This is a genomic window from Ciceribacter lividus (genome assembly GCF_003337715.1).
Lineage (GTDB): Bacteria > Pseudomonadota > Alphaproteobacteria > Rhizobiales > Rhizobiaceae > Allorhizobium > Allorhizobium lividum.
In genome coordinates, this window is record NZ_QPIX01000002.1 from 387,578 (window position 1) to 402,766 (window position 15,189).

The 15,189-nt window shown below is 61.0% G+C and carries 8 protein-coding genes; 7 read left to right on the forward strand and 1 reads right to left on the reverse strand.

The window, feature by feature from the left end; genetic code table 11:
* Positions 1-253 precede the first annotated feature (253 nt).
* The 3 genes from rpoB (at position 254) to DFR48_RS05850 (ending at position 10,011) form a co-directional block, all read left to right on the forward strand.
* Positions 254-4,390: a DNA-directed RNA polymerase subunit beta gene (rpoB, locus tag DFR48_RS05840; protein ID WP_114362255.1), complete on the forward strand. Its 4,137-nt coding sequence runs from the start codon at positions 254-256 to the stop codon at positions 4,388-4,390.
* A gap of 197 nt (positions 4,391-4,587) precedes the next feature.
* Positions 4,588-8,802, forward strand: coding sequence for a DNA-directed RNA polymerase subunit beta' (gene rpoC / locus DFR48_RS05845; RefSeq protein WP_114362256.1), 4,215 nt, complete (start codon positions 4,588-4,590; stop codon positions 8,800-8,802).
* A 156-nt stretch (positions 8,803-8,958) separates the two neighbouring features.
* Positions 8,959-10,011: a cytochrome-c peroxidase gene (locus DFR48_RS05850; protein WP_114362257.1), complete on the forward strand. Its 1,053-nt coding sequence runs from the start codon at positions 8,959-8,961 to the stop codon at positions 10,009-10,011.
* Between the two features lie 72 nt (positions 10,012-10,083).
* On the opposite strand, the gene DFR48_RS05855 is transcribed toward DFR48_RS05850, so the two are convergent.
* Positions 10,084-10,377, reverse strand: a complete 294-nt coding sequence (locus tag DFR48_RS05855; RefSeq protein ID WP_114362258.1) for a transcriptional regulator — start codon at positions 10,375-10,377, stop codon at positions 10,084-10,086.
* A gap of 503 nt (positions 10,378-10,880) precedes the next feature.
* Here DFR48_RS05855 and rpsL point away from each other — a divergent pair.
* The 4 genes from rpsL to tuf all read left to right on the forward strand — a co-directional run bounded on the left by rpsL (position 10,881) and on the right by tuf (position 15,183).
* Positions 10,881-11,252, forward strand: coding sequence for a 30S ribosomal protein S12 (gene rpsL, locus DFR48_RS05860; RefSeq protein WP_003507760.1), 372 nt, complete (start codon positions 10,881-10,883; stop codon positions 11,250-11,252).
* A gap of 79 nt (positions 11,253-11,331) precedes the next feature.
* Positions 11,332-11,802, forward strand: coding sequence for a 30S ribosomal protein S7 (gene rpsG, locus DFR48_RS05865; RefSeq protein ID WP_114362259.1), 471 nt, complete (start codon positions 11,332-11,334; stop codon positions 11,800-11,802).
* A gap of 33 nt (positions 11,803-11,835) precedes the next feature.
* Positions 11,836-13,935 (forward strand): elongation factor G, encoded by a 2,100-nt coding sequence (fusA, locus tag DFR48_RS05870; protein ID WP_114362260.1) that lies wholly within the window; start codon positions 11,836-11,838, stop codon positions 13,933-13,935.
* Positions 13,936-14,007: 72 nt separating this feature from the next.
* The gene (gene tuf, locus DFR48_RS05875) at positions 14,008-15,183 is read left to right on the forward strand and encodes an elongation factor Tu (RefSeq protein WP_114362252.1); all 1,176 of its coding nucleotides are present in this window, start codon (positions 14,008-14,010) and stop codon (positions 15,181-15,183) included.
* Positions 15,184-15,189 lie beyond the last annotated feature (6 nt).

Here is a 15,189-nt window from a genome sequence, read left to right on the forward strand (position 1 = left end):
AGCTTGTGGGAGGGGACGTTTTGTCCTCTCCCATTCGCCGTTTCTCGAGAACATATTACCCAAAAGCCCGTCAAAACGGCTTTTGGGTAATGGGTTCTTCAAGAGGATGGTTCCAATCCGACCCGCCAGGCAATCCGGCCGGCCGTTCGGAGACAGGAACGAGGTTGAACGTTTCCCATTGATTGACGGACCTGAATGGCCAGCAGGTTCCGTCTGTTGCAGGCCCGGATGCACAAATTGACAAGGAGCGACGATGGCTCAGACCCTTTCCTTTAATGGTCGCAGGCGCGTACGCAAGTTTTTTGGAAAAATTCCAGAAGTGGCGGAAATGCCGAACCTCATCGAGGTTCAGAAGGCTTCCTATGACCAGTTCCTCATGGTCGACGAACCCCAAGGGGGGCGTCCCGACGAGGGACTTCAAGCCGTTTTCAAGTCCGTCTTCCCGATCACCGACTTCTCGGGCGCTTCGATGCTCGAATTCGTGTCCTACGAATTCGAACCGCCGAAGTTCGACGTCGACGAATGCCGCCAGCGTGACCTGACCTACGCCGCGCCGCTGAAGGTGACGCTGCGTCTCATCGTGTTCGATATCGACGAGGACACCGGCGCCCGTTCGATCAAGGACATCAAGGAACAGTCGGTCTACATGGGCGATATGCCGCTCATGACCAACAACGGTACCTTCATCGTCAACGGTACCGAGCGCGTCATCGTGTCCCAGATGCACCGTTCTCCGGGCGTGTTCTTCGATCACGACAAGGGCAAGAGCCATTCCTCCGGCAAGCTGCTGTTCGCCGCCCGCGTGATTCCGTATCGCGGTTCCTGGCTCGACATCGAGTTCGACGCCAAGGACATCGTTCATGCGCGCATCGACCGTCGCCGCAAGATCCCCGTGACGTCGCTGCTGATGGCGCTCGGCATGGACGGCGAAGAAATCCTGTCGACCTTCTACTCGAAGTCCGTCTATCAGCGTGACGCCGGCGGCTGGCGCGTTCCCTTCAGCCCGGAAGCGCTGAAAGGTGCCAAGGCCATCTCCGACATGATCGACGCCGATACCGGCGAAGTGGTCGTCGAGGCGGGCAAGAAGCTTACCCCGCGTCTGCTGCGCCAGATGCAGGAAAAGGGCCTCAAGGCCCTCAAGGCCACCGACGACGATCTCTACGGCAACTACCTCGCCGAAGACATGGTCAACATGGCGACCGGCGAGATCTATCTCGAAGCCGGTGACGAGATCGACGAGAAGTCGCTGCAGGTGATCCTGGACTCCGGTTTCGACGAGATCCCGGTTCTCGGCATCGACCACATCAATGTCGGCGCCTACATCCGCAACACGCTTTCCGCGGACAAGAACGAGAACCGTCAGGACGCCCTGTTCGACATCTACCGCGTCATGCGTCCGGGTGAACCGCCGACCATGGAATCGGCCGAAGCCATGTTCCAGTCGCTGTTCTTCGACGCCGAGCGCTACGACCTGTCGGCCGTCGGTCGCGTGAAGATGAACATGCGTCTCGACCTCGACTGCCCGGACACCGTGCGCGTCCTGCGCAAGGACGACATCCTGGCGGTCGTCAAGATGCTCGTCGAGCTGCGTGACGGCAAGGGCGAGATCGACGACATCGACAACCTCGGCAACCGTCGCGTTCGCTCCGTCGGCGAACTGATGGAGAACCAGTACCGTCTCGGCCTGCTCCGCATGGAGCGTGCGATCAAGGAACGCATGTCCTCGATCGAAATCGACACGGTGATGCCGCAGGATCTGATCAACGCGAAGCCGGCGGCTGCCGCCGTTCGCGAGTTCTTCGGCTCCTCGCAGCTGTCGCAGTTCATGGACCAGGTGAACCCGCTTTCGGAAATCACCCACAAGCGCCGTCTTTCGGCTCTTGGACCGGGTGGTCTGACCCGTGAGCGTGCCGGCTTCGAAGTCCGCGACGTTCATCCGACGCACTACGGCCGTATCTGCCCGATCGAAACGCCGGAAGGCCCGAACATCGGTCTGATCAACTCGCTCGCCACCTTCGCCCGGGTCAACAAGTACGGCTTCATCGAAAGCCCGTACCGCAAGATCGTCGACGGCAAGGTGACCAACGAGGTCGTGTACCTGTCGGCCATGGAAGAGGCGAAGTACTACGTCGCCCAGGCGAATTCCGAGATGACCGCCGACGGCGCCTTCGTCGAAGAATTCGTCGTCTGCCGTCATGCCGGCGAAGTCATGCTCGCGCCGCGCGACACCATCAACCTGATGGACGTCTCGCCGAAGCAGCTCGTCTCGGTCGCGGCCGCGCTCATTCCGTTCCTGGAAAACGACGACGCCAACCGCGCTCTCATGGGCTCGAACATGCAGCGTCAGGCCGTGCCGCTTCTGCGGGCGGAAGCACCGTTCGTCGGCACCGGCATGGAGCCGATCGTCGCCCGCGACTCCGGTGCTGCGATCGCGGCTCGCCGCGGCGGCGTGGTCGACCAGGTCGATGCGACCCGTATCGTTATCCGCGCAACGGAAGACCTCGATCCGTCGAAGTCTGGCGTCGATATCTACCGCCTGATGAAGTTCCAGCGTTCGAACCAGAACACCTGCGTCAACCAGCGTCCGCTGGTCACCGTCGGTGACGTGCTCAACAAGGGTGACATCATCGCGGACGGTCCGTCGACCGATCTCGGCGACCTGGCGCTCGGCCGCAACGCGCTCGTCGCGTTCATGCCCTGGAACGGCTACAACTATGAGGACTCGATCCTCATGTCCGAGCGCATCGTGAGCGAAGACGTCTTCACCTCGATCCACATCGAAGAGTTCGAGGTCATGGCCCGCGACACCAAGCTGGGTCCGGAAGAAATCACCCGCGATATTCCGAACGTTTCGGAAGAAGCGCTGCGCAACCTCGACGAAGCCGGTATCGTCTACATCGGTGCAGAGGTTCAGCCGGGCGATATCCTGGTCGGCAAGATCACGCCGAAGGGCGAAAGCCCGATGACGCCGGAAGAAAAGCTCCTGCGCGCCATCTTCGGTGAGAAGGCGTCCGACGTCCGCGATACCTCCATGCGCATGCCTCCGGGCACGTTCGGCACCGTCGTCGAAGTTCGCGTCTTCAACCGCCACGGCGTTGAGAAGGACGAGCGCGCGATGGCGATCGAGCGCGAGGAAATCGAGCGTCTCGCGAAGGACCGCGACGACGAACAGGCGATCCTCGATCGCAACGTCTACGGTCGTCTGCTCGACATGCTGCGTGGCCAGATGTCGATCGCCGGTCCGAAGGGCTTCAAGAAGGGCGTCGAGCTCTCCAACGCCGTCGTCTCGGAATACCCGCGTTCGCAGTGGTGGATGTTCGCCGTCGAGAACGAGAAGGTCCAGGGCGAGATCGAAGCTCTGCGTGGCCAGTACGACGAATCCAAGTCGCGCCTCGAACAGCGCTTCATGGACAAGGTCGAGAAGGTCCAGCGTGGCGACGAAATGCCTCCGGGCGTCATGAAGATGGTCAAGGTCTTCGTCGCTGTGAAGCGCAAGATCCAGCCGGGCGACAAGATGGCCGGCCGTCACGGCAACAAGGGTGTCGTCTCGCGCATCGTTCCGGTCGAGGACATGCCGTTCCTCGAAGACGGTACGCATGTCGACATCGTTCTGAACCCGCTCGGCGTTCCGTCCCGTATGAACGTCGGTCAGATCCTCGAAACCCATCTTGCCTGGGCTTGCGCCGGCATGGGCAAGAAGATCGGGCAGATGCTCGAGGACTATCGCAAGCATCTCGACATCACCGAGCTGCGCAACGAGCTGACCGATATCTACGCGTCGGAAGCCCATGACGAGGTCAAGAACTTCGACGACGAGTCGCTGGTTCGTCTCGCCGAGGAAGCCAAGCGGGGCGTTTCGATCGCCACGCCGGTCTTCGACGGCGCGCACGAAAGCGATGTTGCCTCGATGCTGACCAAGGCTGGTCTCCATCCGTCGGGTCAGTCGGTCCTGTACGATGGCCGTACCGGTGAAGCCTTCGACCGCAAGGTCACCGTCGGCTACATGTACATGATCAAGCTGAACCACCTGGTCGACGACAAGATCCACGCGCGTTCGATTGGTCCGTACTCGCTCGTCACTCAGCAGCCGCTGGGCGGTAAGGCGCAGTTCGGCGGTCAGCGTTTCGGGGAAATGGAAGTCTGGGCGCTCGAAGCCTACGGTGCTGCATACACCCTGCAGGAAATGCTCACCGTCAAGTCGGACGACGTCGCGGGCCGTACCAAGGTCTACGAAGCGATCGTGCGCGGCGACGACACCTTCGAGGCGGGCATTCCCGAGAGCTTCAACGTTCTCGTCAAGGAAATGCGCTCGCTCGGCCTCTCCGTCGAACTCGAGAACTCGAAGGTCGGCCCCGAGGATGTGAGCCAGCTTCCGGACGCCGCCGAGTAACAGGTTGACAAGGGCGTGCGTGGCGAAGGCCGCGCACGCCATTCCCTCCCGGGACAGCCGTTCCGGATCTGGCCGGGGTAGGGGAGTTTCGCCGCATTTCGCGGTTATTGTCATTTAGGGGTCCGGTGCGGCAACCCGGGATTTCGCCGCCGCCGTGACCCAATTGAGGGCTCTTTTGCCCCATCAAGGAGACAGGCATGAACCAAGAGGTCATGAACCTTTTCAACCCGCAGGTGCCGGCCCAGCACTTCGATTCGATCCGCATCTCGATCGCGTCGCCGGAAAAGATCCTTTCCTGGTCCTACGGTGAGATCAAGAAGCCGGAAACGATCAACTACCGCACGTTCAAGCCCGAGCGTGACGGCCTGTTCTGCGCGCGCATCTTCGGACCGATCAAGGACTACGAGTGCCTGTGCGGCAAGTACAAGCGCATGAAGTACAAGGGCATCATCTGCGAAAAGTGCGGCGTCGAAGTCACGCTGTCGCGCGTTCGCCGCGAGCGCATGGGCCACATCGAGCTCGCTGCACCCGTTGCCCACATCTGGTTCCTGAAGTCGCTTCCCTCGCGCATCTCGACCCTGCTCGACATGACGCTGAAGGATGTCGAACGCGTTCTCTACTTCGAGAACTACATCGTGACCGAGCCCGGCCTGACTGCGCTCAAGGAGCACCAGCTGCTCTCCGAAGAAGAGTACATGCTGGCGGTTGACGAATATGGTGAGGACCAGTTCACGGCGATGATCGGCGCCGAGGCCATCTACGAGATGCTCGCCTCGATGAACCTCGACAAGATCGCCGGCGACCTGCGTTCGGATCTGGCCGACACGACGTCCGATCTGAAGCAGAAGAAGCTGATGAAGCGGCTGAAGATCGTCGAGAACTTCATCGAATCGGGCAACCGTCCGGAATGGATGATCATGAAGGTCGTTCCGGTCATCCCGCCGGACCTGCGCCCGCTGGTTCCGCTCGACGGCGGCCGTTTCGCGACGTCCGACCTCAACGATCTCTATCGTCGCGTCATCAACCGTAACAACCGCCTGAAGCGCCTCATCGAGCTGCGCGCGCCGGGCATCATCATCCGCAATGAAAAGCGCATGCTGCAGGAATCTGTCGATGCGCTGTTCGACAACGGCCGCCGCGGCCGCGTCATCACCGGCGCCAACAAGCGTCCGCTGAAGTCGCTGTCCGACATGCTCAAGGGCAAGCAGGGCCGCTTCCGCCAGAACCTGCTCGGCAAGCGCGTCGACTATTCCGGCCGTTCGGTCATCGTGACCGGTCCGGAACTCAAGCTGCACCAGTGCGGCCTGCCGAAGAAGATGGCGCTTGAGCTCTTCAAGCCGTTCATCTACGCCCGCCTCGACGCCAAGGGTTATTCCTCGACCGTCAAGCAGGCCAAGAAGCTGGTCGAGAAGGAAAAGCCGGAAGTCTGGGATATCCTCGACGAGGTCATCCGCGAGCATCCGGTTCTCCTGAACCGTGCGCCGACGCTGCACCGCCTGGGCATCCAGGCCTTCGAACCGATGCTGGTCGAAGGCAAGGCGATCCAGCTGCACCCGCTCGTCTGCACGGCCTTCAACGCCGACTTCGATGGTGACCAGATGGCCGTTCACGTGCCGCTGTCGCTCGAAGCCCAGCTCGAAGCCCGCGTGCTGATGATGTCGACGAACAACATCCTGCATCCGGCGAACGGTGCCCCGATCATCGTTCCCTCGCAGGACATGGTTCTCGGCCTCTACTACCTGTCGATCATGAACCAGAACGAGCCGGGCGAAGGCATGGCCTTCTCCGACATGGGCGAACTGCACCACGCTCTGGAAAACAAGGTCGTCACGCTGCACGCGAAGATCCGCGGCCGCTACAAGACCATCGACGCCGAAGGCAAGCCGGTTTCGAAGATCTACGAAACCACCCCTGGCCGCATGATCATCGGCGAGCTTCTGCCGAAGAACGTCAACGTGCCGTTCGACATCTGCAACCAGGAAATGACCAAGAAGAACATCTCCAAGATGATCGACACGGTCTACCGCCATTGCGGCCAGAAGGACACGGTCATCTTCTGCGACCGCATCATGCAGCTGGGCTTCACCCACGCCTGCAAGGCGGGCATTTCCTTCGGCAAGGACGACATGGTCATCCCGGACACCAAGGCGAAGATCGTCGGTGACACCGAAGCCCTGGTCAAGGAATACGAGCAGCAGTACAACGACGGCCTGATTACCCAGGGCGAGAAGTACAACAAGGTCGTCGACGCCTGGGGCAAGGCTACCGAAAAGGTCGCGGAAGAAATGATGGCGCGCATCAAGGCCGTCGAATTCGACCCCGATACTGGCCGCCAGAAGCCGATGAACTCGATCTACATGATGTCCCACTCGGGTGCTCGTGGTTCTCCGAACCAGATGCGCCAGCTGGGCGGCATGCGCGGCCTCATGGCCAAGCCGTCGGGCGAGATCATCGAGACGCCGATCATCTCGAACTTCAAGGAAGGCCTGACCGTGAACGAGTACTTCAACTCGACGCACGGTGCCCGTAAGGGTCTCGCAGACACCGCCCTGAAGACCGCGAACTCCGGTTACTTGACCCGTCGTCTCGTCGACGTGGCGCAGGATTGCATCGTCAACATGGTCGATTGCGGCACCGACAAGGGCCTGACCATGACGGCGATCGTCGACGCCGGCCAGGTCGTGGCGTCCATCGGCGCCCGCGTTCTGGGTCGTACCGCGCTCGACGACATCGATCATCCGGTCACGGGTGAGCGCATCGTCGATGCCGGCAAGATGATCATGGAAGCCGATGTCGTCGAGATCGAAAAGGCTGGCATCCAGTCGATCCGCATTCGTTCGGCTCTGACCTGCGAAGTCCAGACGGGCGTCTGCTCCGTCTGCTACGGCCGCGACCTTGCTCGCGGTACGCCGGTCAACATGGGCGAAGCCGTCGGTGTCATCGCCGCGCAGTCGATCGGCGAGCCGGGTACCCAGCTCACCATGCGTACCTTCCACCTTGGCGGTACGGCAAACGTGGTCGACCAGTCGTTCCTTGAAGCGTCTTACGAAGGTACGATCGCCATCAAGAACCGTAACCTGCTGCGCAACTCCGAAGGCAATCTCATTGCCATGGGGCGCAACATGGCGATCACGATCCTGGACGAACGCGGCGTGGAACGCTCCTCGCAGCGCGTCGCCTACGGTTCGAAGGTCTTCGTGGACGATGGCGACAAGGTCCGTCGTGGCCAGCGTCTCGCCGAGTGGGATGCCTACACCCGCCCGATGATGACGGAAGTCGAAGGTATCGTTCACTTCGAGGATGTCGTGGACGGCATCTCCGTTCTGGAAGCGACCGACGAGTCGACCGGCATCACCAAGCGCCAGGTTATCGACTGGCGTTCGACCCCGCGCGGCGCGGACTTGAAGCCTGCGATCGTCATCAAGGACGCCGCCGGCAACGTGCTCAAGCTGTCGCGTGGCGGCGAAGCCCGCTTCCAGCTCTCGGTCGACGCGATCCTGTCGGTCGAACCCGGCCAGAAGGTCTCCCAGGGTGACGTTCTTGCCCGTTCGCCGCTCGAAAGCGCCAAGACCAAGGACATCACCGGTGGTCTGCCGCGCGTTGCCGAACTGTTCGAAGCCCGTCGTCCGAAGGATCATGCCATCATCGCAGAGATCGATGGTACGATCCGCCTCGGCCGCGACTACAAGAACAAGCGTCGCGTCATCATCGAGCCGGCGGAAGACGGTGTCGAGCCGGTCGAGTACCTGATCCCGAAGGGCAAGCCCTTCCATCTTCAGGACGGCGACTACATCGAAAAGGGTGACTACATCCTCGACGGTAACCCGGCTCCGCACGACATCCTGGCGATCAAGGGCGTCGAGGCTCTGGCCTCGTACCTGGTCAACGAAATCCAGGAAGTCTACCGACTGCAGGGCGTTGTGATCAACGACAAGCACATCGAGGTGATCGTTCGCCAGATGCTGCAGAAGGTCGAGATCACCGATGCCGGCGACAGCCAGTACATCGTCGGCGACAATGTCGACCGCATCGAGCTGGAAGACGCCAACGATCGCCTGATCGAGGAAGGCAAGAAGCCGGCATCCGGCGAGCCCGTCCTCCTCGGTATCACCAAGGCCTCGCTGCAGACGCCGTCGTTCATCTCGGCCGCATCCTTCCAGGAAACCACCAAGGTTCTCACGGAAGCTGCGATCGCCGGCAAGACCGACACGCTGCAGGGCCTCAAGGAGAACGTCATCGTCGGCCGCCTCATCCCGGCCGGTACCGGCGGAACCATGACGCAGATCCGCCGCATCGCCACCTCGCGCGACGACCTCATTCTCGAGGAACGCAAGAAGGGCACCGGTGCGGACGTCGCGACCCCGATGCTGCAGGACCTCGCCGCTGGCGAGAACCTTCCGGCCGGCGAATAATCGCCGCACCACTTCGAAGATGAAAGAGACCGTCCGGAGCGATCCGGGCGGTTTTTCGCATCTGCAGGTAGCGCATTGCAAACTTGATCTATTTCAAGGCGCATTATTAGAATTAGTCTAAACTATGGGGCGTTCGAAACCGAATGGAGACTCCCCATGAAGAAGCTTTCGACTGCCGTCTCGGCCCTTCTGGTTGCGACTTCGACATTGGCCGCCGACGCTGTTCCCGACACTCGCTCGAGAGCGCTCGAGGTCTTCAAACCCCTGCCGTCGACGACGCCGGCAGTGGCCCACAATCCGATAACGCCGGACAAGATCGCGCTCGGCAAGGCGCTGTTCTTCGATCCGCGGGTATCCGCGTCCGGCGTCTTCTCCTGCAATTCCTGTCACAACCTGGCGACCGGCGGGGATGACAATCTGGAAACCTCGATCGGCCATGGCTGGCAGAAAGGGCCGCGCAATGCGCCGACGGCACTGAACGCCGTCTTCAATATCGCCCAGTTCTGGGACGGGCGAGCCGAGGACCTGAAGGCCCAGGCCAAGGGCCCGGTGCAGGCGGGCGTCGAGATGGCCAACACGCCGGAGAATGTCGTGGCGACGCTGAAATCCATGCCGGCCTATGTCGACTGGTTCAAGGCGTCCTTTCCGGACGAAGCCGATCCGGTGACCTTCGACAACTTCGCCAAGGCCATCGAGGCCTTCGAGGCGACGCTGATCACGCCGGCGCCCTTCGACGCATGGCTGAACGGCGACGACGAGGCATTAACGGCGGAGCAGAAGCAGGGGCTCGCGCTCTTCATGGACAAGGGGTGCTCCTCCTGCCATACCGGGATCAATGTTGGCGGGCAGGGGTACTTCCCGTTCGGCGTGGTCGAGAAGCCCGGTGCCGACGTGCTGCCGCAGAACGACAAGGGGCGCTTCGCGGTCACCAACACGGCGGACGATTCCTATGTCTTCCGTGCGGCTCCGCTCCGCAACGTCGCGCTGACAGCTCCCTATTTCCACTCGGGGAAGGTCTGGGAGCTGAAGCAGGCGGTGGCGATCATGGGGACGGCGCAGCTCGGGCAGGAACTGAACGACGGGGAGGTTACCCTCATCGTCGCCTTCCTCAATTCGCTGACCGGCAGGATGCCGGAGGTGACCGTGCCGGTCCTGCCGCCCGAGACCGATGCGACTCCGCGGCCGAACGGTAAGATCATCAAGAAATAGATCTTCGGACAGACGAGAAAGGCCGCCGGCATGCACCGGCGGCCTTGCGACCCTGTTCTGAGCTGACGCCTCTCAGTTGAAGCGGATGATGGCGATCTCGCCCTCGAGCGCGCCCTGATAGGCGGAGGCGTGCGGCTCCTCGTCCGGCGCGCCATTGATCATGCCGATCTGGTCGAGATCGGCCTCAAGGAAGCCTTCCTCGGACAGCGCGTTCAGCGCCTCCCGGACGGCGGAATCGTCGTCCGGTGCGCGCAGGAGGATGTGAAGGTCTACGCCTTCGCCGCCTTCCTCTTCATAGCCCTTGGCGATGATGATGAAGACCATCGGCGAGTCGAAATTGTTGTCGTTATCCGGATCATGGGCCATCTCGGTCTTCTTTCCTGCGTCGGGAATCGAATCGCGCGGGAGCGGAAGACCCGGCGCGAAGGGTGGTTGGCGTTGTCCGTCGTTTCTAGCCGATTTTCCCTGTGAGGCCCATGCAAAATCGCGAGGGGGGTGCTATATATCGTTGGCCGGGACCGTCAAACGGCCGGAACGCCGGGGTGGCGACCCACTAAATTGCGATTGTCACTTGACGTCAGCAGGTGAAAACAGTAGTACGCCCGGCATCGGAACCCATGTGAGGTTAGGCTTTTCGGAACGCCATGTTCCGGAGTTCGTCTCAAACAGGGTCTAAAACGCACTTTGAAGATACAAATGCTGCATGCATGACGCATCTGATGATGCGTCCTCTGATCATTGTGGTCCATCCGTGAAGAGCGGGTAGGGCCACATTTTGCGCATGAGGATAGGGTGCGTCCGTCGCCGGAAACGGCAATAGCCACGGCCCGGAAGGGCTTGAGAGACAAGATTTTGTAAGGGATGGTTGTATGCCTACCGTAAACCAGCTTATCCGCAAGCCCCGTCAGGCGCAGGTAAAGCGTAACAAGGTTCCTGCCCTGCAGGAAAACCCGCAGAAGCGCGGCGTTTGCACCCGCGTCTATACCACGACCCCGAAGAAGCCGAACTCGGCACTTCGTAAGGTTGCGAAGATCCGTTTGACCAACGGTTTCGAAGTGATCGGCTACATTCCCGGTGAAGGCCACAACCTTCAGGAACACTCCGTCGTCATGATCCGTGGCGGCCGCGTGAAGGACCTTCCGGGCGTTCGCTACCACATCATCCGCGGCGTTCTCGATACCCAGGGTGTCAAGAACCGCAAGCAGCGCCGTTCGAAGTACGGTGCGAAGCGTCCGAAGTAATTCGGTTTTCATTTGGAATTCGGCGCTGCGCGAGGTTCTCCGCGTGATAAGGCGCCTTAACAGTTGAGAGACAAGAAGTATGTCCCGTCGCCATAGTGCAGAAAAGCGTGAGATCAACCCGGATCCGAAGTTCGGCGATCTCGTCGTCACGAAGTTCATGAATGCCATCATGCTTCACGGCAAGAAGTCGGTCGCTGAAAGCATCGTTTACGGTGCCTTCGATGCCGTTCAGGGCAAGCTGAAGCAGGAGCCGCTGGCTGTCTTCCATCAGGCGCTCGACAATGTCGCGCCGCATGTCGAAGTTCGCTCCCGCCGCGTCGGCGGTGCGACCTACCAGGTCCCGGTCGATGTTCGTCCGGAGCGCCGTCAGGCTCTCGCCATCCGCTGGCTGATCGCCGCTGCTCGCAAGCGCAACGAGACCACCATGATCGATCGCCTCTGCGGCGAACTCATGGATGCTGCCAACAACCGTGGCAGCGCGGTCAAGAAGCGTGAAGACACGCACAAGATGGCTGACGCAAACCGCGCGTTCTCGCATTACCGCTGGTAATCAGAACCGATCGATATTGAAAGGCAGTCCATCATGGCTCGCGAATATAAAATCGAAGACTACCGTAACTTCGGTATCATGGCTCATATCGACGCCGGTAAGACCACGACGACCGAACGCATCCTCTACTACACCGGCAAGTCGCACAAGATCGGCGAAGTCCATGACGGCGCTGCGACCATGGACTGGATGGAGCAGGAGCAGGAACGCGGCATCACCATCACGTCGGCTGCGACCACGACCTTCTGGAAGGGCCGTGACGGCAAGACCCGCCGCTTCAACATCATCGACACGCCCGGCCACGTCGACTTCACCATCGAAGTCGAGCGTTCGCTGCGCGTTCTCGACGGTGCAGTCGCTCTCCTCGACGCCAACGCCGGCGTTGAGCCGCAGACGGAAACCGTCTGGCGTCAGGCGGACAAGTACAACGTTCCGCGGATGATCTTCTGCAACAAGATGGACAAGATCGGCGCGGACTTCTACCGCTCCGTCGAGATGATCAAGACCCGTCTCGGCGCGACCGCCGTCGTCTGCCAGCTGCCGATCGGCGCTGAAAACGACTTCAAGGGCGTTGTCGACCTGATCGAGATGAACGCCCTCGTCTGGCGCGACGAATCCCTCGGCGCCCAGTGGGACGTCGTCGAGATCCCGGCTGACCTGAAGGACAAGGCCGAAGAATGGCGCGAGAAGATGATCGAAACGGTCGTCGAACTCGATGAAGCTGCCATGGAAGCTTACCTCGAAGGCAACATGCCCGACAACGACACGATCCGCGCGCTGATCCGCAAGGGTACGATCGAAGTCAAGTTCTTCCCGATGTTCTGCGGCTCGGCCTTCAAGAACAAGGGCGTTCAGCCGCTGCTCGACGCCGTCGTCGAATTCCTGCCGTCGCCGATCGACATTCCGGCGATCAAGGGTATCGACGTCAAGACCGAAGCGGAAATCGAGCGTCACCCCGACGACAACGAACCGCTGTCGATGCTGGCGTTCAAGATCATGAACGACCCCTTCGTCGGTTCGCTGACCTTCTGCCGCATCTACTCGGGCAAGCTCGAAAAGGGCTCTTCCGTTCTCAACACGGTCAAGGACAAGCGCGAGCGCGTCGGCCGCATGCTGCAGATGCACTCCAACTCGCGTGAAGACATCGAAGAAGCCTTCGCAGGCGACATCGTTGCGCTTGCCGGTCTCAAGGAAACCACCACGGGTGACACGCTCTGCGATCCGCTGAAGCCGGTCATTCTCGAGCGTATGGAGTTCCCAGAACCGGTTATCCAGATCGCGATCGAGCCGAAGTCTAAGGGCGACCAGGAAAAGATGGGCCTCGCGCTCAACCGCCTCGCCGCCGAAGACCCGTCCTTCCGCGTCAAGACCGACCAGGAATCCGGCCAGACCATCATCGCCGGCATGGGCGAACTTCACCTCGACATCATCGTCGACCGCATGCGTCGGGAGTTCAAGGTCGAAGCCAACGTCGGCGCTCCGCAGGTTGCCTACCGTGAAACCATCACGAAGACCTGCGAGGAAGACTACACGCACAAGAAGCAGACCGGTGGTACCGGCCAGTTCGCGCGCGTCAAGATCGTCTTCGAACCGAACCCGGAAGGCGAAGACTTCAAGTTCGAGTCGAAGATCGTCGGTGGTGCCGTTCCGAAGGAATACATCCCGGGCGTTCAGAAGGGCATTGAGAGCGTTCTGTCTTCCGGTCCGCTGGCAGGCTTCCCGATGCTGGGCGTCAAGGCGACCCTCATCGACGGTGCCTTCCACGACGTCGACTCCTCGGTCTTGGCCTTCGAAATCGCTTCGCGTGCCTGCTTCCGTGAAGCTGCCCGCAAGGCCGGTGCACAGCTTCTCGAGCCGATGATGAAGGTCGAAGTCGTTACCCCCGAAGACTATGTCGGTGACGTTATCGGCGACCTCAACTCCCGCCGTGGTCAGATCCAGGGCCAGGAGCAGCGCGGCATCGCGATCGTCATCAACGCTCACGTTCCGCTGGCGAACATGTTCAAGTACGTCGACAGCCTGCGCTCCATGTCTCAGGGCCGCGCGCAGTACTCGATGGTGTTCGACCACTACGCCCCGGTACCGAGCAACGTCGCCCAGGAAATCCAGGCCAAGTATTCCGGTCAGAAGTGACCGGAATACCCCGAAACCTGAACACTTAACGAATTTCTCCCCTTGGGGAGATGAAAGAATGGAGAGCCGAAAATGGCAAAGAGTAAGTTTGAGCGCAACAAGCCGCACGTTAACATTGGCACGATCGGCCACGTTGACCATGGCAAGACGTCTCTGACGGCGGCGATCACCAAGTACTTTGGTGAGTTCAAGGCCTATGACCAGATCGACGCCGCTCCGGAAGAAAAGGCCCGTGGTATCACGATCTCGACGGCGCACGTCGAATACGAAACGGCGAACCGCCACTACGCGCACGTCGACTGCCCCGGCCACGCCGACTACGTCAAGAACATGATCACCGGTGCTGCCCAGATGGACGGCGCGATCCTGGTTTGCTCGGCTGCCGACGGCCCGATGCCGCAGACGCGCGAACACATCCTGCTCGCCCGCCAGGTCGGCGTTCCGGCGATCGTCGTGTTCCTGAACAAGGTCGACCAGGTCGACGACGCCGAGCTTCTCGAACTCGTCGAGCTCGAAGTTCGCGAACTCCTGTCTTCGTACGACTTCCCGGGCGACGACATCCCGGTCATCAAGGGTTCGGCTCTTGCTGCTCTCGAAGACTCCAACAAGGAAATCGGCGAGAACGCGATCCGCGCGCTGATGGACGCCGTCGACGCCTACATCCCGACGCCGGAGCGTCCGATCGACCAGCCGTTCCTGATGCCGATCGAAGACGTGTTCTCGATCTCGGGCCGTGGTACGGTTGTGACCGGCCGCGTCGAGCGTGGCATCATCAAGGTTGGTGAAGAAGTCGAGATCGTCGGCATCCGTCCGACCATCAAGTCGACCTGCACGGGCGTTGAAATGTTCCGCAAGCTGCTCGACCAGGGCCAGGCCGGCGACAACATCGGCGCGCTGCTTCGCGGTGTCGACCGCAACGGCGTCGAGCGTGGCCAGATTCTCTGCAAGCCGGGTTCGGTCAAGCCGCACAAGAAGTTCAAGGCCGAAGCCTACATCCTGACGAAGGAAGAAGGCGGCCGTCATACGCCGTTCTTCACGAACTACCGTCCGCAGTTCTACTTCCGCACGACGGACGTGACGGGCATCGTGACGCTTCCGGAAGGCACGGAAATGGTTATGCCGGGCGACAACGTCACCGTTGACGTCGAGCTGATCGTTCCGATCGCGATGGAAGAAAAGCTGCGCTTCGCTATCCGCGAAGGCGGCCGTACCGTCGGCGCCGGCATCGTCGCCTCGATTATTGAATAATAATCG

Bases quoted from the DNA above. Each gene is read 5' to 3' on its own strand.
- rpsG (WP_114362259.1), top strand. From the start codon at position 11,332: ATGTCCCGTCGCCATAGTGCAGAAAAGCGTGAGATCAACCCGGATCCG.
- rpoC (WP_114362256.1), top strand. From the start codon at position 4,588: ATGAACCAAGAGGTCATGAACCTTTTCAACCCGCAGGTGCCGGCCCAG.
- DFR48_RS05850 (WP_114362257.1), top strand. From the start codon at position 8,959: ATGAAGAAGCTTTCGACTGCCGTCTCGGCCCTTCTGGTTGCGACTTCG.
- tuf (WP_114362252.1), top strand. From the start codon at position 14,008: ATGGCAAAGAGTAAGTTTGAGCGCAACAAGCCGCACGTTAACATTGGC.
- rpoB (WP_114362255.1), top strand. From the start codon at position 254: ATGGCTCAGACCCTTTCCTTTAATGGTCGCAGGCGCGTACGCAAGTTT.
- DFR48_RS05855 (WP_114362258.1), bottom strand. From the start codon at position 10,377: ATGGCCCATGATCCGGATAACGACAACAATTTCGACTCGCCGATGGTC.
- rpsL (WP_003507760.1), top strand. From the start codon at position 10,881: ATGCCTACCGTAAACCAGCTTATCCGCAAGCCCCGTCAGGCGCAGGTA.
- fusA (WP_114362260.1), top strand. From the start codon at position 11,836: ATGGCTCGCGAATATAAAATCGAAGACTACCGTAACTTCGGTATCATG.